Origin of the sequence: Psychrobacter sp. UBA6291 (assembly GCF_002439405.1) — a bacterium.
GTDB classification, from domain to species: Bacteria; Pseudomonadota; Gammaproteobacteria; order Pseudomonadales; family Moraxellaceae; genus Psychrobacter; species Psychrobacter faecalis.
Map to the genome: position 1 here is coordinate 1 of NZ_DJUD01000040.1, position 26,221 is coordinate 26,221.

Below are 26,221 nucleotides of genomic sequence, written 5' to 3' on the forward strand. Positions count from 1 at the left end.
CTGATAAAGGGTGGCTTTTTTTGTGGGGTATGAATGAGGATAAGGGGTTAAAAAAACATATAGTCAAGATATACTAAAAAAGCGACGGTATTGCTGATATCAATTTTTTGTAGCCTCTGTCTGCGCAGGCACAGCAAGCAAGAAAAATTGATATCAGCAGTGTGTGATGTATCTATATTACTTTTCACTCACTATAGTAGAAGAGTAGGGCAGACAAAAACCAATCTCACCTTATATGGGTTTATACATGTACCTTAAAAAGCGCTTATTATCTGCTCGGTGTCTATTGTAATTCTTAACCGAGCTTGCTATATTAACGCTGCGATTCATTAGCACCCTTTATGATTAATTTTTATATTTCTCATATAAGTGGTTTAAGAATGACGCTTAAGAACAGTCATATTAGCATCGCAGCAGAATTTTATTCCTAAATGCTTGCATTCTATGCTCAATATTGTATAATGCTGTCCTTTACACCCATAGGCGATTGGCTCAATTGGTAGAGCATCGGTCTCCAAAACCGAGGGTTGTAGGTTCGAGTCCTACATCGCCTGCCATCTTCTTATCATATCTTTGTCATACCCCACCATCTCCGAAGTGAGTTCTTTATGAGCAATAATCAAGATAACCTCGAGACTAAGTTATCTGATGCTAAGGCAGTGGCTGGTGGAATGCTGTCCAAAGATAAGCACGTTTCGGCGAATAATCAAACAACCGCTGTTGAAGTTGCTAAAACTGGTTCAGTTAAAGATGTGGTATTGTGGCTACTTGCCGCAGTAATTTTGATAGGAGCAACCTTAGTCAATCAATACTTACCAGGCTATTGGCAACCTGCCAATGATGTTTGGATGCGTATTGGTATCATCGTTGCTCTAGTTATTATTGCCTTGGTCTGCTTAGCGTTAACGCATCAAGGCCGCGCTTTTAAAATATTATTAAAAGATGCCGCCGTTGAGCTACGCCGAGTCACATGGCCTGGCAAAGATGAAACCTTTCAATACACATGGCAAACGATTGTCATGATTGCTATTGTGGGTTTTATGGTTTGGCTATTAGATAACTTTTTTAACTGGTTCGTTGGTATTTTTATTGGTTAATGACGCGTATTAGTGTCCATTAAACCAAATTTACTTATAACGACTTAACTTTACTGATCAGGAGCGTGATATGCGTTGGTATATTGTCCAAGCGTTTTCAGGATATGAAAAGCAAGTACAACGTTCATTAACTGATCGTATCAATCGTAGTGAATTTGCCGATTCATTCGGCGATGTTTTGGTACCTACCGAAGAAGTCGTTGAAATGAAAGACGGCAAAAAGCGTAAAAGTGAGCGTAAGTTCTTTCCAGGCTATGTATTGATTCAGATGGAAATGAACGACAACACGTGGCATATAGTCAAAGACTGCCCGCGTATTATGGGCTTTGTCGGTGGCACGCCTGAAACGCCAGCACCGATTACGCAAGTAGAAGCCGACCGTATTTTAAACCGTTTAAATCAGACTGAAGCTGACCCACGTCCGAAGACTCTATTTGAGCCAGGCGAAGAGTTGTTGGTTATCGATGGTCCATTTACTGACTTTAAAGGGTTGGTGGAAAAAGTGGATTATGAGAAGTCTAAACTGCATTTAACGGTAAACGTATTTAATCGCCCGACGCAAGTCGAGCTTGAGTTTAGTAAGGTTGAAAAACTAGACTAAACCTGTAAAACATTCATCAACCGGGGAGCTGTTAGTCAATGTACATACCACATTGATTTGGCGCTATTACCCATTTAGGAGAGTATCATGGCTAAGAAGATTGATGGTTACATCAAACTGCAAGTGCCTGCAGGTAAAGCAAATCCTTCACCACCGATTGGTCCAGCATTGGGTCAAAAAGGCGTGAATATCATGGCGTTCTGTAAAGAATTTAACGCTGCGACCTCAAACCAAGAGCCGGGTCTACCGATTCCTACTGAGATCACCGTATACAGCGATAAATCTTTTACCTTCATCATGAAGTCACCACCAGCGGCATACTTACTACGTAAGGCTGCTGGCATCGCTAAAGGTTCTGGTACACCTAACACCGCTAAAGTCGGTAAAGTTGACCGTGCACAATTAGAAGAAATCGTTAAGACTAAAGATGCAGACTTAACCGCTGCTGGTCTTGATGCTGCTGTCCGTACTATCGCTGGTACTGCACGTTCAATGGGTATTACCGTGGAGGGTGTGTAAATGAGTAAACTTACTAAGCGTCAAAAGCTAATCGCTGAGCGCGTTGAAAACGAAAAATTATACACTCTTGAAGAAGCCGTTCAAATCCTAAACGATTTGCCAGCCCTTAAATTTAAAGAGTCTATCGATATCGCAGTAAACTTGGGCGTTGACCCACGTAAATCTGATCAAGTCGTTCGTGGTGCTACCAACCTACCTGCGGGTACTGGTAAAACCAAACGCGTTGCTGTATTTGCTCAAGGCGCTGCTGCTGAAGCCGCTAAAGAAGCTGGTGCTGACATCGTTGGTTTTGAAGACCTAGCTGAGCAAATCAAAGCCGGTAACATGGACTTTGACGTGGTTATCGCAGCACCTGATGCCATGCGTGTGGTTGGTCAATTGGGTACTATCTTAGGTCCACGTGGCCTAATGCCTAACCCAAAAGTTGGTACGGTAACGCCTAACGTTGCTGAAGCTGTGACTAATGCGAAAGCGGGTCAAGCACAGTACCGGGTTGATAAAGCGGGTATTATCCATACCACGATCGGTCAAGTTGGCTTTACTGCTGAGCAAGTTATGCAAAACGCTCAAGCATTGCTATCTGATCTTAAACGCGCTAAACCTGCGACGTCTAAAGGTACTTTCATTAAGAAAATTACCTTGTCTAGCACTATGGGTCCAGGCATCTCAATTGATCCTGTTCCATATCGCGTTGCCAAATAATTTTTCTATATAAAAACTGCTCTTTATTCAACTATTTTGAATAAAGAGCCCATATTGTTTTAAAGAATTAGGTCAGCGTAGCAAACGCTCCGCTGTCTAAGACCGTAGGTAGAAAGCGGTTTATGATTACTTGTGATGGTAAGCTGCTTTTGTTAATCGACGACAGGTGAAAATCTTAGTTGTCCTACGCAGACGGTGACCCACCCAGTTGTTGATAAGAGCCAATAGATTGGTATTTATACCAAATTATTACTCGATGTCAGTCTGATAACGGTGCCGTAATCAGTCGTTATGAATGAACTCTTTATGGGGTTTATAAATAACGTGTCGTATCAAGTCAGTCGTCGTAAGTTATTTACATTGTCCAAAACTTTGGTTTTAGAATATTAAATAATGAGCGGATTGATAAGATTAAAGGAGTCAACTTATGGCATTAACGCTAGAGCAAAAACAACAAGTTGTGGCTGAAGTGTCTGAAGTTGCTGCTAATGCTTACTCAGCAGTAGCTGCCGAATATCACGGTATTGGTGTTGCAAAGCTTACTCAGCTGCGCGAACAAGCTCGTGATAAAGGTGTCGTTTTGAAAGTGGTAAAAAATACCCTAGCAAAACGCGCTTTTGAAGGCACTAAGTTTGAGAGCATGTCAGACCGTATGACTGGTCCACTACTTTTGGCTTTCTCTATGGAAGATTTGGGATCTGCTGCTCGAGTCGTTTTCGACTTCAGCAAAGATAACAAAGCTTTAGAGACCAAATTGGTATCAGTCGGTGGTGAAGTTTATGGTCCAGAAGAGCTAGAGCGCGTATCGAAGCTACCAACTCGCGACGAAGCAATCTCTATCCTAATGGCTACTATGAACGCACCAGTGACCAAGCTTGTCCAGACTATGAACGCAGTTCCTGGCAAGTTCGTTCGCACGGTAGCGGCAATCAAAGACGCAAAAGAAGCTGCTTAATTGCTTGTTTTAACGTAACTTTGACATCGCCGATTGCACTGCATTGCCAACCCTATTTAAACATTTGGCAAGCAATCCAAGCGATATTAAAACCAACTAAATTTTATCAGATAACGGAGAGTTCTCATGGCACTATCTAAAGATGATGTGTTAAACGCAATCGCTGAAATGTCAGTAATGGATATCGTTGAGTTAATCAGCGACATGGAAGAAAAATTCGGCGTAACTGCTGCTGTTGCCGCTGCTGCACCTGCTGCTGCTGGTCCTGCTGCTGCCGCTGCTGAAGAAAAAGACGAGTTTGACGTTGTTCTTGCCAGCTTTGGCGAGAAGAAAGTTGGCGTCATTAAAGCAGTTCGCGAAGCGACTGGCCTTGGCTTGAAAGAAGCGAAAGATTTGGTTGAAAGCGCTCCAGCTCCAATCAAAGAAGGCGTAAACAAAGCTGAAGCTGAAGAGTTGAAAAAGAAACTTGAAGAAGCTGGTGCAACTATTGAACTAAAATAAGTTCAACTGCTGTACAAAAAAAGCTGGTAATGCCTTGCATTATCAGCTTTTTTTTATTATAATCCGTAGCTTGACCTTTTGTGTCTGCCAACATACGTATGCAACATCACGGTGGATACCCATCAAAAGGACAGACGATATACATGCAAGCACACTTAATAGTTATTGAAATCAGTTAACGAGCTAAACGTCGATCGATGTTTGGCGTTTTTTTGTGTCTGCATGCTTTTCATTAACACTATAATTTATACTGATTCTAAAAGTCACTGCTTTATAATAAGTCACTGTTTCAAAATTTATAGTTATCTCAGATTTTTAATCTAAATGCTGTTCATTAAGTCATCTGGTAAGGTTTTACTGTCAGTATATGCACTGGTAGACGGTAGATATCAGCGACGATATTACTTATGATAGCAGATGATGAGTAGGTTTTTAAAAGAGAAGTAGCAATAGTACTTTAAGTGAATTTACAAAGAGAATCAATAGTATCTAAATGCCAGTTATTGGTCTTAGATACGGTGCAGTGGTTACTCGTAAGTACTACAAAGTTAAAAGGTGCAAGGCATTGAAATTTTTAGTGTTAGCACTCATATAGGCATGCTTAGATGCCGATTTACGCTTAAATAAACTGGATTAATTATGCACTATACGCGTGAATTAATCAGCAGTCATTAAATGAGCATGAATATCCGTTTTATATTATCGTTTACGTTGCCAAGTTTGCATGATATTCATATTAAATAGTATTGATGCAAGTCGGCCGCGCTTTCAATTTGTTTCCACGTTTACTGTAAGGACTCTCGATGGCATATTCTTATACTGAAAAAAAGCGTATTCGCAAAAGTTTTGCTGAATTGCCTACTGTGATGGACATTCCCTATTTGTTGTCTATCCAAGTAGATTCTTATGAGCAATTTTTGCAAGAGCATAAAAAGCCAAAAGCTCGTGAGAATACTGGTTTACAAGCTGCGTTTTCTTCTATTTTTCCAATTGAGAGTCACTCTGGTAACGCAGAGCTACAATTCGTTGAATATTATTTAGGCACGCCTGAGTTTGATGAGCGTGAGTGTATCTTACGTGGTTCGACCTTTGCGGCGCCAATGCGCGTTAAAATCCGCCTGATTATTAAAGATAAAGACAGCAAAGACAAAGACAGCAAAGCGGCGATTAAAGACATCCGTGAGCAAAGTGTCTATATGGGCGAGATGCCACTAATGACTGCTAACGGTACTTTTATTATCAATGGTACTGAGCGTGTGATCGTATCACAGCTACATCGCTCACCAGGTGTGTTCTTTGACCATGATAAAGGTAAGTCGCATTCAAGTGGTAAGGTGCTTTACAACGCCCGTATCATTCCTTACCGTGGTTCTTGGTTAGACTTTGAATTTGATGCCAAAGATTTGGTTTTCGCTCGTATTGACCGTCGCCGTAAATTACTTGCGTCTATTATTCTACGCGCGCTTGGTCTGACTACCTCTGAAATCTTAGATTTGTTCTTTGATAAAGTAAAAGTATATAAAGGCGAAGAGCAGTTTGAGATCGATTTGGTTGCTGATCGTCTGCGTGGCGAGATGGCACAGTTTGATATCGTATCACCAGAAGGTGAGGTAATCGTCGAGCAGGGTAAACGTATCAACGCCCGCCGTATCCGTCAGCTTGAAGAAGCGGGTATGACCAAAATTGCGATTCCTGATGAGTATTTATACGAGCGCATTTTGGCCGAAGACATCGTTGTCAATGATGAAGTGATTGCGCGTGCCAATACGCTTATTGATCATGAATTATTGGTTAAGTTAAGCTCGTATGAAGCCAGTGATTCTATCAAAGAATTCAACATTCTATTTACCAACGATATCGATCAAGGCAGTTATATTGCCGATACGCTACGCGCCGATAGCACCTCAAGCCGTGAAGAAGCCTTGATTGAAATTTATAAGGTCATGCGCCCAGGTGAGCCACCAACGGTTGAGACTGCTGAAAAACTGTTTGAAAGCATGTTCTTTAACGCCGATCGTTATGACTTATCAAACGTCGGCCGCATGAAGTTTAACCGTCGTTTGGGTCTAGAGTTTGAAGACACTGACGATGCTGATGTACAGCGTGCGCGTAGTGTTTTGACTAATGATGATATTGTCAATGTCCTAAAAGAATTGATTGAAATTCGTAATGGTCGCGGCGAAGTCGATGATATCGACCATTTAGGTAACCGCCGTATTCGTTCGGTTGGTGAGATGGCTGAAAACCAGTTCCGCGTGGGTCTGGTTCGTGTTGAGCGTGCGGTAAAAGAGCGCCTATCATCAGCGGAATCTGATAACTTGTCACCACAAGATTTGATTAACTCGAAGCCTGTAGCGGCAGCAGTGAAAGAATTCTTTGGTTCAAGCCAGTTGTCACAGTTTATGGATCAGAACAATCCATTGTCGGAAGTGACGCATAAACGCCGTGTATCAGCGTTAGGACCGGGCGGTTTGACCCGTGAACGTGCAGGCTTTGAAGTACGTGACGTTCACGATACCCATTATGGCCGTGTCTGTCCGATTGAAACACCTGAAGGTCCAAACATTGGTTTGATTAACTCGCTAGCAACCTTTGCTAAAACCAACAGCTTTGGCTTCCTAGAAACGCCATATCGCCGTGTGGTTGATGGTAAAGTAACGGATCAAATCGAATACTTGTCAGCGATTGAAGAAGTCGGTACGGTCATTGCTCAGGCGGATTCACCAGTAACGGCAGAAGGCGCGCTATCTGATGAAATGGTCAGTGTGCGTAGCTATGGTGAGTTTGTGCGTATGCCGCCAGAAAAAGTGACGCATATGGATGTGTCGCCAAGTCAGGTGGTATCGGTTGCCGCCGGTTTGATTCCGTTCCTAGAGCATGATGATGCTAACCGAGCGCTTATGGGCTCGAACATGCAACGTCAGGCCGTTCCTACGCTACGTGCTGATAAGCCGTTAGTTGGTACTGGCATGGAGCGTCACGTTGCTCGTGACTCTGGTGTTTGTGTGATCGCGAAGCGTGGTGGTGTGATCGAAGACGTTGATGCGTCGCGTATCGTCGTGCGTGTCAATGAAGATGAAATGGTCGCTGGTGAAGCGGGTATTGATATCTACAACTTGATCAAATATACGCGCTCAAACCAAAACACTTGTATTAACCAACGTATTATCGTTAACCAAGGTGATGAAATTGCTTTTGGTGATATTTTAGCCGATGGTCCATCAACGGATCTTGGGGAGTTAGCGTTAGGTCAGAATATTCGTATTGCCTTTATGCCTTGGAATGGTTACAACTTCGAAGATTCGATTTTGTTATCTGAAAAAGTGGTCAAAGAAGATCGTTTCACCACCATTCATATCCAAGAATTAACTTGTGTGGCACGTGATACTAAGCTTGGCACCGAAGAGATTACTGCCGATATTCCAAACGTTGGTGAAGCGGCGTTATCAAGCCTTGATGAAGCAGGTATCGTTTATATCGGTGCTGAAGTTGATGCTGGTGATATCTTAGTTGGTAAAGTCACGCCAAAAGGTGAGACGCAATTGACGCCAGAAGAAAAACTGCTCAGAGCGATCTTTGGTGAAAAAGCGGCTGATGTGAAAGACACCTCATTACGTGTACCTACATCAAGCAAAGGTACGGTCATTGACGTACAAGTCTTTACTCGTGATGGCGTTGAAAAAGATGCGCGAGCCAAAGCGATTGAAAAATCACAGCTTGATAGCTATCGTAAAGATTTAAAAGAAGAGCTACGCATCTTTGAAGAAGCGGCTCGTGGCCGTATCGCAAGCTTGCTTGACGGTCAAAAAGTCAGTGGCGGTTCTGGTTTAAAAGCCGGTACCGTTATGGCCTTGGCTGACATGAAAGAGATGAGCCTTGAAACCTTATTAGATATTCAGCCGGTTGAAGAAGAAATCTCTGAGCGTCTGACCCAAATCGCTGATTACTTGGTCGATAAGCAAAAAGACATCGATGTGAAATTTGCTGAGAAAAAACGCAAATTGACCGCTGGTGATGATTTACAGCATGGCGTACAAAAAATCGTTAAAGTATATCTAGCGGTTAAACGCCGTATCCAGCCTGGTGATAAAATGGCCGGTCGTCATGGTAACAAAGGTGTGGTATCGCGCATTATGCCGGTTGAAGACATGCCTTATGATGAACATGGTAATACCGTTGACATCGTCTTGAACCCACTTGGTGTACCATCGCGTATGAACATCGGTCAGGTACTAGAGACGCATTTGGGTATGGCAGCGAAAGGTCTCGGCGAAAAGATTGACGGTATGCTCAAAGCCCAAGCCGCGATTAAAGATTTGCGTGATTTCTTAGATAAAATCTATAACAAGGTAGGCGGTGAGAGCGTTGATCTTGATAGCTTAAGTGATGATGACATCATGGCGCTGGCGGACAACTTACGTGACGGTGTACCAATGGGTACCGCAGTATTTGATGGTGCTCATGAGTATCAAGTCAAAGAATTGCTTGAGCTTGCGGGAATGGATCGTGATGGTCAGCAGACCTTGTATGATGGTCGTACGGGTCAGAAGTTTGACCGTAAAGTAACCGTTGGCTATATGTATATGCTCAAACTTAACCACTTGGTTGATGACAAGATGCATGCGCGTTCTACCGGTTCTTACTCGCTTGTGACGCAGCAGCCACTTGGCGGTAAAGCGCAGTTCGGTGGTCAGCGCTTCGGTGAGATGGAAGTTTGGGCCCTAGAAGCCTATGGCGCGACTTATACCTTGCAAGAGATGCTAACGGTGAAGTCGGATGACGTTGAAGGCCGTACACGTATGTACAAAAACATCGTCGATGGTGAACAATATATGGATCCAGGTATGCCTGAATCATTTAACGTATTGACCAAAGAAATCAAATCACTGGGTATTAATATTGAGTTAAAACAAAGCAACTAAAACCAACGCAGGCAAAATTGCTGTTTAACTTAGTTGTCCACTAAAGGCAGTCTGCTTTATTGCTGCTGCTTTTAGTGATTTGTCTCAACCCTATTCATTGCCTTCATTCATCTTAGCCGCGCTCATAGTACGCTGTCAGATGATTATAAAGATAACGGAGAAGCAACTTGAAAGATTTACTCGATATCATGCAAAGCCCTACCGGCAACGGTAACCATGAATTTGACAGTATTCAAATTACGTTGGCCTCACCTGATGTGATCAAATCATGGTCACATGGTGAAGTTAAAAAACCAGAAACGATTAACTATCGTACCTTTAAGCCTGAGCGTGATGGTCTGTTCTGTGCCAAAATCTTTGGCCCCGTAAAAGACTTTGAATGTTTATGCGGTAAATACAAGCGCCGTAAGTTCCAAGGCGTTATCTGTGAAAAATGTGGCGTTGAAGTCACTACTGCGAAAGTACGTCGCGACCGTATGGGTCATATCGACCTAGCGAGTCCTGTTGCGCATATTTGGTTCTTAAAATCATTACCAAGCCGCATTGGTCTTTTGCTAGATATGACGCTTCGTGATATCGAACGCGTCCTATATTTTGAAAGCTATATCGTCACCGAGCCTGGTCTGACTTCTTTAGAGAAGTATCAGCTGCTTGATGATGAAGATTATTATAAAGCGCTTGAAGAGTTTGGCGATGAGTTCACGGCCAAAATGGGTGCTGAAGCGGTTCAAGATTTATTAAAAGACATCGATTTAGATATCGAGATTGATGAGCTGCGTGAAGCCATTCCGCAAACGGGTTCTGAAACCAAGCTTAAAAAGATGTCTAAGCGTCTTAAATTATTAGAAGCATTCCGTGATTCTAATAACAAGCCTGAGTGGATGGTAATGAATATCTTACCAGTACTACCACCAGATTTGCGCCCGCTAGTACCGCTAGAAGGCGGCCGTTTTGCGACATCAGATCTAAACGATTTATATCGCCGCGTGATCAACCGTAACAACCGTCTAAAGCGTCTATTAGAGCTAAGTGCGCCTGATATCATCGTACGTAACGAAAAACGTATGTTGCAAGAGTCAGTCGATGCCTTGCTTGATAACGGTCGCCGTGGTCGTGCGATTACCGGTAGTAATAAGCGCCCATTGAAATCTTTGGCAGATATGATCAAAGGTAAGCAAGGTCGTTTCCGTCAGAACTTACTTGGTAAGCGTGTTGACTACTCTGGTCGTTCGGTCATCGTTGTAGGTCCGACCCTGCGTCTACATCAGTGTGGTCTACCAAAGAAAATGGCACTTGAGCTATTCAAGCCATTTACTTATAACAAACTATTGTCTCATGGTTTAGCGACAACGATTAAAGCCGCTAAAAAGATGGTCGAGCGTGAAGAGCCACAAGTGTGGGATATGCTGGCCATGGTTATCCGTGAGCATCCAGTACTACTGAACCGTGCGCCGACGCTTCACCGTTTGGGTCTACAAGCATTTGAGCCAGTATTGATTGAAGGTAAAGCGATTCAGCTGCACCCTCTCGTTTGTACCGCGTTCAACGCTGACTTTGACGGTGACCAAATGGCGGTACACGTGCCATTGACCCTAGAAGCACAGCTTGAATCACGTGCGCTTATGATGTCGACCAACAATATCTTGTCGCCTGCCAACGGTGATCCAATCATCGTACCGTCACAGGACGTTGTACTTGGTTTGTATTACATCAGCCGTTCGTCAATCAATGCCAAAGGCGAGGGCATGATCTTTGCCACCGTTAATGAAGCATTGCGTGCGATTGGTTCAAACGATTTGCATGTTAACGCTAAGATTAAAGTGCGTGTGACGGAAACTCATGTCAACGACGAAGGTAATGAGACCAAAGAAGTCAAGATGCAAGATACCGTTGCTGGCCGTCTACTTATCTGGAATATCATGCCTAAAGGTATGACGTTTGATGAGTGTAACCAAGAGATGACCAAGAAAAATATCTCTAAGTTGATCAACTCTTGCTACCGTAAAGTTGGCGTGAAAGAAAGTGTTATGTTCGCTGACCAATTGATGTACCTTGGTTTTGCACAAGCAACCTTATCTGGCGTGTCTATCGGTATCGATGACATGGTCATTCCACCGCTGAAAAAACAAATCATCGAAACCGCTGAAGCAGAAGTTCGCGAAATTGAAGATCAATTCGAGCAAGGTTTTGTGACCGCGGGTGAGCGTTATAATAAAGTCGTCGATATCTGGTCGCGTACCAATGATAAAGTCGCTAAAGCGATGATGGATAACTTGGCAACTGATAAAGTTATCAATGCCAAAGGTGAAGAAGACGAGCAGAAATCGTTCAACTCTATCTTTATCATGTCGGATTCTGGTGCTCGTGGTAGTGCCGCTCAGATTCGTCAGTTGGCAGGTATGCGTGGTTTGATGGCAAAACCGGATGGCTCAATTATTGAGACGCCGATTAAAGCCAACTTCCGCGAAGGTCTGACCGTACTGCAGTACTTTATTTCAACGCACGGTGCGCGTAAAGGTCTTGCCGATACCGCTCTAAAAACTGCGAACTCAGGTTACTTGACGCGCCGTTTGGTTGACGTAGCGCAAGATTTGGTTATCACTAGCGAAGATTGTGGTACTGAGGAAGGCTTGCTCATGAAGCCGCACATTCAAGGTGGCGAAATCATCGAGAAGCTCGGTGAGCTAGTCCTTGGTCGTGTGACCGCGCGTGATGTTACTTACAACGATGATGCGTCAAAAGTCTTGATTCCAGCAGGTACCTTGATCGATGAGTATTGGGTAAATGTTCTTGATAACAACGCGATTGATGATATCTGGGTACGTTCGGTCATCACGTGTGATATTGAGCATGGCGTTTGTTCACAGTGTTACGGTCGTGACCTTGCTCGTGGACACAAAGTCAATATCGGCGAGTCAGTCGGTGTTATGGCAGCGCAGTCTATCGGTGAACCGGGTACTCAGTTAACCATGCGTACGTTCCACGTTGGTGGGGCCGCAAGTTCTGCTTCTGTAGACAATAGCATCTCGGCACGTAATGCGGGTCAAGTGCACTTTGAGAACATGAAAACGGTACAACATACCGATGGCCATTTGGTTATCGTATCGCGTTCAGCAGAATTGGCATTGACCGATGAGCTTGGCCGTGAGCGTGAGCGCTATAAAGTACCTTATGGTTCTAGCGTTCTTGTGAAAAACGAAGAGCAGGTCGAAGGTGGTCAAACCATCGCTAAATGGGATCCGCACACGCACCCAATTATCACAGAGTTCGCCGGTACCGCACGCTTTAGTGATATTGTTGATGGTTCGACAGCAACGGTTAAAGTTGATGATGCCACTGGTATGAGCTCGTTTGAAATCCTAGCGACTCGTGACCGTTCAAGTTCAGCCAAAGACTTACGTCCAGCGATTATCTTGAACACTGACGAAGGTAAAGAAGTGGTTTACTTCTTACCAGCTGAAACGATTATTCGTGTCAGCGATGGTGAGAAGGTTGCTGCAGGTTCTATCTTGGGCCGTGTACCACAAGCGTCTTCAGGAACCAAAGATATTACCGGTGGTCTACCACGAGTTGCTGACTTATTTGAAGCGCGTCGTCCGAAAGATCATGCCATCATGGCGGAAATGACCGGTGTCGTCAGCTTCGGCAAAGAGACCAAAGGTAAAAATCGCTTCATTATTACCAATGAAGATGGTGAAGTCCATGAAGAGCTAATCCCAAAATGGCGTCAAATCAACGTCTTTGAAAACGAGACGGTTGCTCGTGGTGAGATTATCGCTGATGGTCCACAAAACCCGCACGATATCCTACGTCTGAAAGGACAAACTGCGCTTGCTGATTATATCGTAAACGAAGTACAGGACGTTTATCGCTTGCAGGGCGTGAAAATCAACGACAAGCACATCGAAGTTATCATTCGTCAGATGCTGCGTAAAGTTGAAGTCACGGACGGTGGTGATTCAAGCTACTTCAAAGGCGATCAGGTTGAGTACGCTGATGTTAAAGCGTTGAATGCGAAACTGGAAGCGGAAGATAAATTCCCAGTTAAGTATGAGCGTCAATTGCTTGGTATTACCAAAGCAAGTCTGGCAACAGAAAGCTTTATCTCAGCGGCATCGTTCCAGGAGACAACTCGTGTCCTAACGGCAGCAGCTGTGACAGGTAAAGTCGATGAGCTACGCGGTCTAAAAGAGAACGTGGTGGTTGGTCGCTTGATTCCTGCTGGTACTGGTCTTGCTTATCATAAAGCCCGCAAAGAAAAAGCGGAGCAAAAACTGCAAGATAATGATTTGAATGCAGCGTTTGATATGTCTGCTAGTACCGATAGTACAGACTTTGCAAGCTTTGATGAAGCCTTTGCTCAAGAGCTTAACCAAGGTAATCATTAATCTAGATAACCTTTAGTTATTTTTCTCAATAAAAAAGCCAGCCTCAGTCGCTGGCTTTTTTATGGCTTTAAGAAAATAAATCAGGTAAATTATTTTCTTAGACAGTCACTTAAGAGAATCGTACATTGTCATACAGAGGCTTTTTAAATTATTATTAATAGATTTTGAGCGCGTTATAGAATGATATGACATTTTCAATGACGGTAGCCAATTAAACGATTCACTTCACTCAATTAACTCATAAACACATAAGGATAAGCGCATGGCAGGTAAGACTCGCGTTGCTAAATACCAAGCTGATCGCACCAATCAAAAATTATATTTTTGTCGTTTGGCCTGTCAAGCAGCTGCTAATACGAGCGATAAACAACTATACCAAGCGCACTGTGAAACCGCTATTTTTCATTTATACGGCGCCTATCTTGCTTTTATACAAGAGCTTGGTAATTTTTATGGTTTAACGATAACCGCGCCAACCTTAGCAGACATTGAAGAAGCATTAGGCGCCCGCACGCAAGTATCGCCTGAAGTACAGCGCTTAGAGCAACTTTTACAGCAAGGTTTTTTGGCTGATATAGAGCGCGCCTATCAGCGTTGTTTATATCCAGTGTTACCTGAGAATGTAATAGATGATAAGGTAATAAATGACAAGGCAGGTCGCGGCACAGCAGCACCCGATCTGATTGTTAATGTCGTTACCTTATCAAATCAGTGGCTGCCAGATGAGGCGACCGTACGCGAATGGCGTCAGCAATTATTAGAGCTGATCGAACAACTGCGCGCCGGTATGGTTGAGTTTTAAATAACCTCTAGGCTTTTATACTCTGTTTAAGTAATAGGCTTTATTTTTATAAATAAGTGTTAATAAAAAAGGTCTGGCACAGTGAAATTGTGCCAGACCTTTTCTTTACATCTACACTAAAACTGCCACTTATTTATTCGGGCATCGGTGGCATACGCTCAACCGGCGTGGCTGATAAAGGTTTGTTTTGGGAATTACCGTTATCTGTACGACTTGGTTTTGGTTTTTCAGGAGCGGGTCGATTTTGAATCTGCTCTTCAGCTGACTCAGGAGCAGGTGGCTTACGTTGTTGGGTAGTGGTTTTGACTGGCTTTGCTGATTTGCCATCGTCGGTATCTTCATCTTCAAGCTCAGCTGCGCCTTCGTCCATCATTTCTATGATAGTCTGCTTCTGCTTTTTAGATTTGGCACGGTTATTGATAGCCACCCATTGATGAGGGGTGTTCTTTAACTGGGCTTTCATAAAGTCCATCCAAACAGGCAGCGCTGCCACGCCACCATATTCACGGCGTCCAAGCGTTGATGGCTGATCAAAGCCCATCCAAACGACAGTAGCATTGGTAGGATGGAACCCTGCAAACCATGCATCTTTTGCTTCATTCGTCGTTCCGGTTTTGCCACCAATGTCATCGCGTCCCGACGCTTTTGCCCTCACAGCCGTACCGCGCTGGATAACGTCGCGTAGAATATCGGCCATCTCAAAAGCCACTCGCGGTTTCAAAATACGCGGCGCTTGCTCAGCACGTACATACTGCAAAACTGGCGCTTTTAGGCGATCCGAATCTGGACTTGCATCATAAACCTCTACATTAAGTGCTTTGCTATCTTTTACTGGACTGTCTTCTGTAGCATCAGAATCTGCACTATTTTCAGCTTTAATATCGTTCTCTGATTCTTTTGACGCCTTATTTTCTTCTTCTACTTTTGCTTCATAATCTTCGATAAGTTTTTTGTTGAGGTCGTCGAGCTGTTCATTAAAACATAAAGCGCATGCTTGTTGCGGGTTGGCTTGAAACAGCAGCTTATTATTATAATTATAAATTTGGTCGATAAAATAAGGCTGAATACGATGACCGCCATTGGCAAAGGTGGCATAAGCCGTCGCCATTTGTAATGGGGTAGCTTGACCTGTGCCCAATGCTAACGACAAAGTGGTAGGCAGCTTTTCTTTATCGAGTCCAAACTCATCTAATAAATTACGTGCATCGGAGATACCAATGGCTTGTAGCAAGCGAATAGACACTAAGTTACGTGATAAATAAAGTCCACGGCGCAAGGTAATATCGCCTAAAAAACGTTGGTCAGAGTTTTTAGGTTTCCAGTCGCCTACTTGAATCGGACGGTCTGAAACAATACTATCTGGGCGGTAGCCTTTTTCTAGGGCCGCGGTATAAACCAGTGGTTTAATCGTTGAGCCGGGCTGGCGCCAGCCTTGTAGGGCGCGGTTAAATTTACTGTGATTGAAATCAAAACCGCCAACCAAGGCTCGTACCGCGCCTGTTTCAGGGTTTAAGGAAACCAAACTGCCTTGTACGTCTGGTATTTGACTCAATTGCCAACTGCCATTAGCGGCTGGTATCAAGCGCACGATGTCATTTTTACTAACAATCTGGCTGGCATTACTCGGAAAATAGCCAATACGGTCGGCAGAAATATATTTACGTGCCCAGCTCATGCCAGACCAGTTGACGGTGACGTTTTCACCGGACTGCAGGATTGCTTCAAAACTGCGCGAGTTAACCTTAGTGACTTTCGCCGGCGACATACTGCTATAACGACGGAATTTTTCCAGCGGTTCACCGTTTGCTTCTGGACCGCGCCAACCATGACGATGCTCGTAGGCCACAAGCCCCGTCAATATTGCCTTTTCTGCTGCTTTTTGCGCTTCACTATCAACAGTCAAACGCACGCGCCAACCGCCATTCATGACTTGTTCGCCATAGCGCTCGACCAAGGCAGAACGTGTCATCTCTGCCAAATACGGCATGTTCATATCAAGCTTTTCTTGATACAGGTTGATACCGATAGGGGCGTTGATGGCTTCGTCGTGCTGCGCCTTAGTGATATAACCAAGCTCATGCATACGGCCGATAATCCAGTTGCGGCGGGTGAGCGCACGACTAGGATTGGCGACAGGATTGTATTTAGAAGGGGCTTTTGGCAAACCTGCAAGCATAGCCATCTCGGCCACCGTCAGGTTATCAAGTGATTTACTATAGTATTTCTTGGCAGCAGCACGGATACCGTAAGCGCCTTCGCCTAGATAGATTTTATTGACATATAAAGTAAGAATGTCGTTTTTACTGAGCTCATCTTCTATTTTACGGGCCAAAAACAGCTCTGTTAATTTACGATTTAATGTACGTTCCGGGCTTAAGAAATAGTTTTTAGCGACCTGCATAGTGATGGTAGAGCCGCCGGTTTGACTTTCATCGTCGGTTACCACTTCGGTCACAGCGCGACCAAGTCCTTTAATGCTGATACCGCTATGCTGAAAAAATGTTGCATCTTCTGCCGCCAAAAAGGCATGGGTTAAGCCTTCAGGGATTTCGTCAAACGTAACCGGCAACGATAGACGATTGCCATACTGGCCAATTAGCTTATCGTCACTACTATAAATCTGTAAAGGCATCTCAAGATTGGCGGTTTTAATCTCTTGGGTACTGGGCAAGGTTGGCGCTAAATACATCGCCATACCATAAAAACCAATCGGTACAGCAAGCGCTAAAATAAGCGCTAACGCTAAGCAGGCAATGAAAAGCCCCACCAAAAAGTGAATGAGACGAGCGGTAGCATTTTTTTTGGTCATAATCAGGCTTATCAATTAAAATTTGCAACAGGTAGGAGATTATACCTTGAACAAAATAGGCAAGTAATAATAAATGTGTAATTGTGCCTTAATAGGTAATTTAAATGCTTGAATCTATCTATTAAGTAAAGTATTGTACTAAATTATTACAAATAACTATCAGAATGTACACTTAATATAAGGTATAGAGTTCGTGAGGCTATTTACTTCTAAAAGTCGGCATTTGATTGGCGTGGATATTTGCGCCACGTCAGTAAAGCTGGTCGACATTCAGCGCCAACAAGGTATCTTTCATTTAAAGTCTTACGGTATCGAAGCGCTACCAGAAGGCGTAGTCGTCGACAAACTCATCGTAGACACTGAAGCAGTGGGTAGTACTATAACAAGCCTAGCAAGGCGTTGCCAAGCTGCGGGCAGTAGTGCGGCAACTGCTGTATCAGGTTCTGCTGTGATTACCAAAATTATTGATATGGATATGGTGCTTAACGATGTGGAGCGTGAAGCACAGATTCGTTTGGATGCCGATCAATATATTCCTTATCCATTAGAAGATGTAAATTTAGATTTTGAAGTACTAGGGCCGTCACTGATAAACGATGATATGGTGCAAGTGCTCCTAGCGGCGTCGCGTTCAGAAAACGTCGACCAAAGAGTCGATGCGCTTACTTTTGGCGGTTTACAAACCAAAGTGATGGATATCGAATCGCATGCCATTGAGCGTGCTTTTGGATTAATGGCAGATAACTTGCCAAATGTACCAGACTTGGTCGCTTTAGTCGATATTGGTCATAATCAAACTACATTATATATTGCTAAAAATGGTGAGTTTATATATAGTCGTGAACAATTATTTGGTGGTGCTCAGCTCACTGATGCGATTCAAAACCGTTATGGACTATCTGCTGAAGAAGCAACCATTAGCAAACGTGAACGCACTTTACCTGATGATTACTATCCTGAGGTTTTGACACCGTTTATCGAAAATACCATCCAGCAAATTACGCGCTCATTACAGTTTTACTTCTCATCTAGCCAATACAGCAGTATTGATCATGTCGTGCTAGCGGGTGGTAGCAGCTCTATTGCAGGGCTTGCCGGTATGGCGCAGCAACGATTGGGTGTCCCTGTCACTATCGCAAATCCGTTCATCAACATGACCATCGCTCCGCACATTGACAATGAGCAACTGGCGATTGATGCACCAAGCTTAATGGCCGCGTGCGGTCTTGCGTTAAGGAGCTTCGACTAATGGCTCGTATTAACTTATTGCCCTGGCGGCAAGAAGAGCGCGAACGCCGCAATAAAGAATTTATCACTTTGGTGGCTGCAGTAACTTTGTTAACTCTATTAGCGGCATTCGCCTCATGGAGCTATTTTAATAATGAACTCGATGAGCAATTGGATGCCAATGCACTGATTGAACAAGAAAACGTTCGCTTAGATAAAGCTTTGGTTGAGATTGATAGTTTAGAGCAGCGCCGTGAAGATATTATCTCACGCATGCAGGTTATCCAAGATTTACAAGGACGACGCCCGGTTCCAGTCCGTATATGGGATGATCTTGCCAAAGCAATACCGCCCGCGCTGTATTTAACCAATTTAAAACGCGAAGGCGATGTACTGACGTTAACAGGTCTTGCTGACAATCCAAACGTCGTCTCTAGCTTGATTCGTAATTTAGATAGCAGTAAATGGATGGGCAATTCAGCGGTAAGCAATATTCAGCAGAATATCAGCGCTTATCAAGCCGCGCCCGCCTTAGAAAATACGGTAACCACTGGAGAGCAGTCGCGCCCGGTTTATCCTGAAGACAGCTATGTTCAGTTTGTTGTCACGACTAAAGTACAGTCAGAAACAGCAGAAGAGATTGAGGCTAACGCTGCGTCTGGAGGTGAGTTATGAAACTGATTCGAAAAAAGAGCTTGGTTAAAACCAAGAAAGAGGCGCTAAGTACAAAAAAGCAGTTTGACTTAAATGAGTTTCGCCGCAGTTTCGAATCATTAGACAGCGAAAACTACGGCAGCTGGCCGCTTCCTGTCAAAGTCACCGTGATTGGATTTATTATTGCTTTGATTGCAGCACTATCTTGGGCGCTGCCAATCAGCAGCAAAATTGATGAAATTAATGCGGCTGAAAGTCAGCAGCAAACTTTACTTGATAGCTACCGCGAAAAAGAATCGCGTGCACGTCATTTAAAAGCCTATCAAGCGCAAGTGATTCAAATGGAAACTGAGTTTAATACTTTACTCGATCAACTCCCAAAAGATACCCGCGTATCAGAGCTGGTCGAAGGTATCAATATGACGGGCGTTGGCAGTAACATTCGTTTTCAAGATATCTCTGTTGAGCCTGAAATTGAAAATGAGTTTTTTATTGAGCAGCCTATTCGTATCGCCGCCTTAGGAGAATACCATCAGTTTGGTAGCTTTATCAGTGGTCTTGCTGCCTTGCCACGTATTATTACCATGCATGATTTTGAAGTCAGTAATCCACAGCCAACTCTAGATGTATTGCCTGAGCTCAATCTTGTGCTACAAACCAAAACCTATCGCTCAAAAGAAGCCGCTCCTGAAGGTGAAGAAACCACTGCACCAGATGCTGCTACTGATGCTGCAGGAGGCAACTAATGCGTATCCAAAAACTGCCCATGCTGCTGATTTTAAGCGCGACTGTTTTGTCAATGACCGGTTGTACTGACCGTATTGGCATGGCAGAGCAGGCGATGACTGATATTCGTAATCAGCCAGCACAGCCGATTGAGCCGCCGCCCAAGGCTGAGCTGGTAGAAGATTTTGTTTATAGTGCCAGTACGCAACGCAGCCCATTTTTGCCGCCAAGCTTAGTAAATGTCCAAGGCCCTGCCACCTCTATTGATGGTGTGCGCCCTGATATAACCCGAGTGAAAGAACCACTTGAACAATATGAGCTATCGCAACTCGTCTTTCGCGGCGTCGTTATTTCACCTGAAGGTCAGCAATATGCTTTAGTACAGCGTCCTGACGGTTCGGTTGCGAGCGTAAGAGTCGGTAATTATCTTGGCTTAAATGACGGCCGTATTGTTGAAATCACGCCGACCCAGATTAACTTGATCGAAATTGTGCCAGACAGCCGCGCTGGGTTTGTTGAAAAACCCCAGTCGCTGGTATCCCCTATAAGCTAAGTCGGCAGATTTTTTGAGGAATATATAATGACAGTACGCAACAACAAGGTAATGACGATGGGCGACCGCGTATCTTCTAGTTTTGCCATCTCTGCATTGGCAATGAGTATGGTAGCAATAAGTAGCAGTGCTCATGCTGAGCAGCGTATCAATAACGTCTCCGTGGTACAAACAGCGCCAGCGGTTACCCAAATGCGCTTAGGGTTTGCTGGTAAGCCAGTATTACCTGCTGCCTATCAGCTTGATAATCCAAGCCGCTTGGTATTGGACTTTGAGCAAGTGCAAAATGGGCTTGCCAGCCGTTTTAGTGAATATAATGTTGGTATGATCAACGATGTCACTACCCTGAATAGTGACAATACCACGCGTCTGATCGTCGGTCTCAAACAAGCGGGCAATTATACTACCGCTATTGAGGGCAATAATTTGCTGCTAACCATCAGCGACCCTAGTCGTCCGGTGGTTAATCAAGTAGTTACCAATGACCCAGTCCAAGACGTATTAAATGGCAACGCAGCTATCACCACTACTGCGGTAGTGACGCCAATTGTTGAAAGCAGTAGCGTTGCCGTTGCGCCAATTAAAACCAAAGTAGTGAAAACTCAAGCAGTTGCAACACAGGCACCTGCTGACACTATGGTAGTGCGCGTCAATCCTTTATTAAGCCCACAGCTTGCCGCCTCACAAGTAAGTAAGCAATATAGTTATGATGGTTTAACGGCGGTTAATTTCACCAAAGGCAATGACGGCGGCGGTAACGTTAGCATTGCGCTCGCTAACGAAGCTATTCCAGTAGACGTGCAGCGCCAAGGTAATAAATTGGTCGTTCGTTTAACGGGTAGCACGGTACCGAGAAACTTGCTGCGCCGCTTGAATGTGAATAGCGGTCTGGTTGATAGTATTGATACCAAAAACCAAGGGCAAAATGGTGTGATCACTATTAATGTCAAAGAAGATTTTGAATATCAGGCTTACCAATCAGGCAATCAATTAAACATCAATATCAGAAAGCCTGAGCTACTACGCGAGCCAACATTAGAAGAAAAAGTCTATACCGGCGAAGCATTATCGATGGAGTTTCAAGACGTCGAAATCCGTAGTGTTTTAGATATATTGGCCCAGTTTACAGAAATGAATATTGTGGCGAGTGACTCGGTGGCGGGCAACATCACTTTGCGCTTGATTAATGTTCCTTGGGATCAAGCGTTAGATATCATTCTAAAAAGTAAGAATCTTGGCAAACGTGAAAACGGTAATGTGATTTTGGTCGCACCTTCGACTGAGCTTGCAGAACAAGAAGCGCGTGAGCTTGAAGCGCAGCAAGCGGTTGAGTCTTATGCACCGCTACGCACGGAATACATTCGCTTAAGCTATGCTAAGGCAGCAGATGTATTGACGCTGATCTCTCAAGGCAGTGGTTCAACAGGTAGTAGCGGTACTGGCAACGCAAACTCTGTTGATAACAATACCTTGTTGTCTAACCGTGGTACGGTAACGGTCGATGAGCGTACCAATACCTTGATTATCAAAGACGTCGCTGAAAGCATCGAAAATATTCATAAATTGATTGGTAAAATTGATATTCCAGTCCGTCAGGTCATGATTGAAGCGCGTATCGTTAGCGCAACCGATAGCTTTAGTAAAGAGATTGGTGTGCGTTGGGGGATTTTATCAAACGGCGCTGCCAATAACCGTAACTTGCTGGTCGGTGGTAGCAATCAGACGCTATGGGACTTGAAAGATTTTGACGTAGAGACGACGACCGTCAATGGTCAAACAGTTTCTTATCCTAAGTATGATATCAGCCGTCCTGATAACTTAAACGTTGATTTAGGGGTTGCCAACCCAGCGGGTAGGATTGCTTTTGGACTGCTTAGCATGTCAGATGTGATGCTCGATCTTGAGTTATCAGCCCTACAAGCGGATAACCGTGGTGAAGTGATTTCGACGCCAAAGATTTTGACTGCTGATAAACAAACGGCAAAAGTATCTTCTGGTACGCAAATTCCTTATCAAGAAGCCTCGGCCAGTGGCGCGACTACCACCAGCTTTAAAGAAGCGGCATTGAGCTTGGAAGCTACGCCAAACATTACCCCAGACGGTAAAATTGGTTTGCAGCTGCTTATCACCAATGGCACACCGACTATTATTAATAATCAGGTTGCGATTGCTGAAGATTCTATTTCAACCAATGTGATTGTGGAAGATGGGCAAACCGTTGTACTGGGCGGCGTCTTTAAAAACCGTAAAAGTAATGGGGTCGATAAAGTACCTTTCTTAGGCGACTTACCTTATGTTGGTCGTGCGTTCCGCAAGGATGTACGTAACAATGCAAAAGAAGAGCTATTGATCTTTGTCACGCCAAAATTGATTAATGATGGTACCAGTCGCCTAAATTAATCTAGCGTTTCATTATTTCATAATAGAAAAAAGCAAGCAGCAACGCTTGCTTTTTTTATGGCTGATTTTCGTAATTGCTTAGATTTTACTGACAATAATCAATATACGTTACTAGCCAGAATATCCATGACGTTGTATCATACCTAATTTAGCTGAGTGCGTATTATGGTTGAGGAATTGCCGTCGGTATTTCTAGTGGGGCCGATGGGAGCGGGGAAGACCACCATTGGCAGATTGCTTGCTAAGCAGTTAGGACGCTCGTTTGTAGATAGTGATTGGTATATCGAGTCGCAAACTGGGGCTGATATTGCTTGGATATTTGCCAAAGAAGGCGAAGCGGGCTTTCGCGAGCGCGAGACGCGCGCCATTGATGAGCTGACGCAGCAAACACAAATTGTCTTAGCAACCGGTGGCGGCGCAGTGATGGCGGCTGAAAACCGAGCGTTTCTTCATGAACGCGGTATCGTCGTCTATCTCAATGCGCCAGTAGACGTGCAAATGGCGCGTACGGCCAAAGATAAGTCGCGACCTTTATTACAACAGCCCAATCCTAGAAAAATATTGCAAGATTTATACAGCGCCCGCGACCCCTTATATCGGCAAGTGGCGCATATTATTATGCCGACCGGCCATACCTATCCTCGCCATATGGTCAATCAGTTATTGCAGCAACTAGACGCATTTTGTGCCTCAACTTCTATTAGCTCAGCACATCAAGAAGATCAATAAGAAAAAGTTTAATAAACAACGCCGCTCAATTTAATTCAATCCTCATACTTAAGGAGATTTTCATGGCAACGCCACTGTTTCATGCCAACTTAACAGTACAGACGAAAAGTCATGATTACCCTATTATTATTACTGAAGATAGTAATGCCATTAGCCCTAAAAAAAGCAGCATGGCAAGTCAAATCGCGCCTTATATTACCGGTCATCAAGTCCTTATCGTCACCAATGAGACGGTTGCGCCTTTATATTTAAAGGCTCTACAGGATGAGCTTGAAGCGCAGTTTACGGTCAAGGTTTGTGTGCTGCCAGATGGTGAGCAGTATAAAAACCAGACCAGTATTAACCAGATTTATGATGCGCTGATGGCAGAGCATTTTAACCGTGATGTGACCTTAATCGCGCTTGGTGGCGGCGTGGTCGGCGATATGACAGGATTTGCCGCGGCAAGCTTTATGCGTGGGGTCAATTTTATTCAAATCCCAACCACTCTGTTATCACAGGTGGATTCGAGCGTCGGCGGCAAGACCGGCATCAATCATCCGCAAGGTAAAAACATGATAGGCGCATTTTGGCAGCCGCAAATGGTGCTTGCTGATATGAGTACGCTAAAAACCTTACCCGCGCGTGAGCTATCGGCAGGCTTGGCAGAAGTCATCAAGTACGCGCTGATTATGGATGCAGAGTTTTTGACGTGGCTTGAGCACAAACTACCAGCGATGATGGCGTTAGATTTAGCCGTACTTGGCGAGGCAGTGAAGCGCTGCTGTCAATATAAAGCCGATATCGTCGCCCAAGACGAAAGAGAGTCCGGCGTACGCGCTTTGTTAAACTTCGGTCATACTTTTGGCCATGTGATTGAAACCCATGAAGGCTATGGTAATTGGCTACATGGTGAGGCGGTCGCGGCCGGTATGGTGCAAGCGGCTGAGCTGTCGCAAAAGCTTGGTTGGTTAACAACTGCGGACGTTGAGCGTATTAAACGCGTATTGCTATTGGCAAATTTACCTATCATGCCACCCGCTATTGACGTACAAACGGCTTTAGGTTTGATGGGTCATGATAAAAAAGTCAAACACGGACAAATCCGCCTTATTTTGTTAAAATCATTAGGTAAAGCGGTATTGACCAATGATTTTGATGCCAAGCTTTTGACCGAAGTTTTGTCGCAGCATCAATAGTACAAGCTCATTAAGTCGTTAGTAGGTGAGTTGCACGTTTAATTTATCAGTTAATAAATAATCGTTAAACGCTTAAAATAATCATTCCAGCTATTTTTAGCTGCGATATATTTCGACAATCTTGAGCATTGTTTTTTTAAGACCATTATTATATAAAACTCTTTTATAAGTATCTTTTTATAAGTACCCTTTTCCAAGGACCTCTCCATGGCAGCATCACGCTCGACGACTCGCACAGCTGGGCAGAAATATCGCCGTCAAGCACTGATCTGGCTGATAGCAACCCTGCTATTGGGCGTGTTTACCGCCTTAGTTTGGATGTTTAGCCAAACGCCAGCGATGGGTGCTAAGATTGAGAATGAGCCAATTTCAGCGCCACAAACCTCAACCGCTGAGCTTGAGCAGCCGCTAAAGATAGAGTCTTTGCATGAGCTCGATACAGACGTGCAGCCGATTAGTTTTGATACCACGGTTAAAGACTTACGCAGCTATCCTGATGAGTTTAAAGACAAGCGTTATCTGCTCGCTAACAAAGGCAAGTGGACAGTGCAGGTGATGAATGTCGCTGAAAATGATGTCATTGTCAGCTATTTAGAAAGCCGAGAAGATCGCGATAAGTTCGCTTATTTCCGCTACCTCGATGAAAATGAGCAGGTACGTTATATGCTGACTTACGGGCTGATGAGCAGTCCACAAGAGGCGGTCGGTGCCGCGAAATTGATAGATTTTAAACTACCTGCAAATGTACGCGTCTTACCTGAAGAGATCAATCGTTACGTCAGTATCATCGATAATTATGAACGTCCGGATCCGGTTAAGGACTTGAGCACCAAGCGCACGCGCAATGTAAACTTGCGCCCAACCAAACGCGAAGTACCAGTACGTCAACAGACACAAACGTCTGGTGGCAGTAATGGCCAAATGGTAAATAATAATGCCAATCGCGGCGCACAAGATGGCGCTAATGAAAGCATACGTCAGTCAGCTGATACTTCTGACACTTTGATTGTCAATGAAGAGCGGACGGTCGAGATCGAAGGACAACCAACGACCACGCACTCCTCTACAGATACTAACCGTAAGCCTGAAGCAACCACTGGCAATGCAACAAATAATGGCTCAAGCAATAATAATGCACCGAAAAAACCGCCGGTGGTTGAAGCGCCTAAACCACCGAGCGCCAATGCAAATAGTAACGCCGCCAATAAAAATACCAACGCTGCTGGCAAAAACCCCAATGCCAACGCAGCTGGTAAAAACCCCAATGCTAATGCTAACGCTTCAAAAGGCAATAATGACAGCATCAAAGAGCTGATAGAGGAAAAAAGTAACTAACTTCACCGAGCATACCGTTTTATAAACGCTCCTGTCGTATTTTATGGCAGGGGCTTTTTCGTGAACGATTTATTTACTATTAAAAAAGCTTAGTAACGCTTCTTAGATTCAACATTGAAGTGC

Annotated in this window: 18 protein-coding genes and 1 tRNA gene; 18 read left to right on the forward strand and 1 reads right to left on the reverse strand. The window is 44.1% G+C overall.

What is annotated here, in order from left to right; translation table 11 throughout:
• The first annotated feature begins 481 nt into the window (after window positions 1–481).
• The 10 genes from B3R91_RS06430 to B3R91_RS06475 all read left to right on the forward strand — a co-directional run bounded on the left by B3R91_RS06430 (window position 482) and on the right by B3R91_RS06475 (window position 14,487).
• A tRNA-Trp gene (locus tag B3R91_RS06430) sits at window positions 482–557 on the forward strand.
• Window positions 558–608: 51 nt separating this feature from the next.
• Complete coding sequence (gene secE / locus B3R91_RS06435; RefSeq protein WP_286796904.1) at window positions 609–1,097, forward strand: preprotein translocase subunit SecE; 489 nt, start codon at window positions 609–611, stop codon at window positions 1,095–1,097.
• Between the two features lie 70 nt (window positions 1,098–1,167).
• Window positions 1,168–1,698: a transcription termination/antitermination protein NusG gene (gene nusG / locus B3R91_RS06440; protein ID WP_068405079.1), complete on the forward strand. Its 531-nt coding sequence runs from the start codon at window positions 1,168–1,170 to the stop codon at window positions 1,696–1,698.
• Between the two features lie 87 nt (window positions 1,699–1,785).
• Window positions 1,786–2,217 (forward strand): 50S ribosomal protein L11, encoded by a 432-nt coding sequence (rplK, locus tag B3R91_RS06445; protein ID WP_068405081.1) that lies wholly within the window; start codon window positions 1,786–1,788, stop codon window positions 2,215–2,217.
• Entirely contained in the window at window positions 2,218–2,919 is a 702-nt protein-coding gene (rplA, locus tag B3R91_RS06450) for a 50S ribosomal protein L1 (protein WP_144297916.1), read from the forward strand.
• 427 nt (window positions 2,920–3,346) lie between these two features.
• A complete protein-coding gene (gene rplJ, locus B3R91_RS06455; protein ID WP_025652244.1) occupies window positions 3,347–3,874 on the forward strand; it encodes a 50S ribosomal protein L10 in 528 nt (175 codons plus the stop codon).
• Window positions 3,875–4,000: 126 nt separating this feature from the next.
• The gene (rplL, locus tag B3R91_RS06460) at window positions 4,001–4,375 is read left to right on the forward strand and encodes a 50S ribosomal protein L7/L12 (protein WP_068405083.1); all 375 of its coding nucleotides are present in this window, start codon (window positions 4,001–4,003) and stop codon (window positions 4,373–4,375) included.
• 803 nt (window positions 4,376–5,178) lie between these two features.
• Window positions 5,179–9,297, forward strand: coding sequence for a DNA-directed RNA polymerase subunit beta (rpoB, locus tag B3R91_RS06465; protein ID WP_200663824.1), 4,119 nt, complete (start codon window positions 5,179–5,181; stop codon window positions 9,295–9,297).
• 167 nt (window positions 9,298–9,464) lie between these two features.
• Window positions 9,465–13,685 carry a DNA-directed RNA polymerase subunit beta' gene (gene rpoC / locus B3R91_RS06470; RefSeq protein WP_144297919.1) on the forward strand — a complete coding sequence of 1,407 codons (4,221 nt, stop codon included), beginning with the start codon at window positions 9,465–9,467 and terminating at the stop codon, window positions 13,683–13,685.
• A 262-nt stretch (window positions 13,686–13,947) separates the two neighbouring features.
• Window positions 13,948–14,487, forward strand: a complete 540-nt coding sequence (locus tag B3R91_RS06475) for a DUF6586 family protein (RefSeq protein WP_286796905.1) — start codon at window positions 13,948–13,950, stop codon at window positions 14,485–14,487.
• Window positions 14,488–14,620: 133 nt separating this feature from the next.
• Here the strand turns inward: B3R91_RS06475 and B3R91_RS06480 are convergent, their stop codons facing one another.
• Complete coding sequence (locus B3R91_RS06480) at window positions 14,621–17,296, reverse strand: penicillin-binding protein 1A (RefSeq protein WP_286796906.1); 2,676 nt, start codon at window positions 17,294–17,296, stop codon at window positions 14,621–14,623.
• 193 nt (window positions 17,297–17,489) lie between these two features.
• Here B3R91_RS06480 and B3R91_RS06485 point away from each other — a divergent pair, with 193 nt between their 5' ends.
• The 8 genes from B3R91_RS06485 (at window position 17,490) to B3R91_RS06520 (ending at window position 26,098) form a co-directional block, all read left to right on the forward strand.
• A complete protein-coding gene (locus B3R91_RS06485) occupies window positions 17,490–18,545 on the forward strand; it encodes a pilus assembly protein PilM (RefSeq protein WP_201589594.1) in 1,056 nt (351 codons plus the stop codon).
• A complete protein-coding gene (locus B3R91_RS06490) occupies window positions 18,545–19,198 on the forward strand; it encodes a PilN domain-containing protein (protein WP_144297925.1) in 654 nt (217 codons plus the stop codon). Before B3R91_RS06485 ends, B3R91_RS06490 begins: the two co-directional genes overlap by 1 nt.
• Entirely contained in the window at window positions 19,195–19,923 is a 729-nt protein-coding gene (locus B3R91_RS06495) for a type 4a pilus biogenesis protein PilO (protein WP_144297926.1), read from the forward strand. The genes B3R91_RS06490 and B3R91_RS06495 overlap by 4 nt, the downstream gene beginning before the upstream one ends.
• Window positions 19,923–20,456: a pilus assembly protein PilP gene (locus tag B3R91_RS06500; protein ID WP_068405097.1), complete on the forward strand. Its 534-nt coding sequence runs from the start codon at window positions 19,923–19,925 to the stop codon at window positions 20,454–20,456. The genes B3R91_RS06495 and B3R91_RS06500 overlap by 1 nt, the downstream gene beginning before the upstream one ends.
• Window positions 20,457–20,483: 27 nt before the next feature.
• Window positions 20,484–22,856, forward strand: coding sequence for a type IV pilus secretin PilQ (gene pilQ, locus B3R91_RS06505; RefSeq protein ID WP_286796907.1), 2,373 nt, complete (start codon window positions 20,484–20,486; stop codon window positions 22,854–22,856).
• Between the two features lie 165 nt (window positions 22,857–23,021).
• Window positions 23,022–23,585, forward strand: a complete 564-nt coding sequence (aroK, locus tag B3R91_RS06510; protein ID WP_144297929.1) for a shikimate kinase AroK — start codon at window positions 23,022–23,024, stop codon at window positions 23,583–23,585.
• A gap of 62 nt (window positions 23,586–23,647) precedes the next feature.
• Complete coding sequence (gene aroB / locus B3R91_RS06515) at window positions 23,648–24,763, forward strand: 3-dehydroquinate synthase (RefSeq protein WP_286796908.1); 1,116 nt, start codon at window positions 23,648–23,650, stop codon at window positions 24,761–24,763.
• A 207-nt stretch (window positions 24,764–24,970) separates the two neighbouring features.
• Window positions 24,971–26,098, forward strand: a complete 1,128-nt coding sequence (locus B3R91_RS06520) for a hypothetical protein (RefSeq protein ID WP_286796909.1) — start codon at window positions 24,971–24,973, stop codon at window positions 26,096–26,098.
• The last annotated feature ends 123 nt before the right edge of the window (window positions 26,099–26,221 follow it).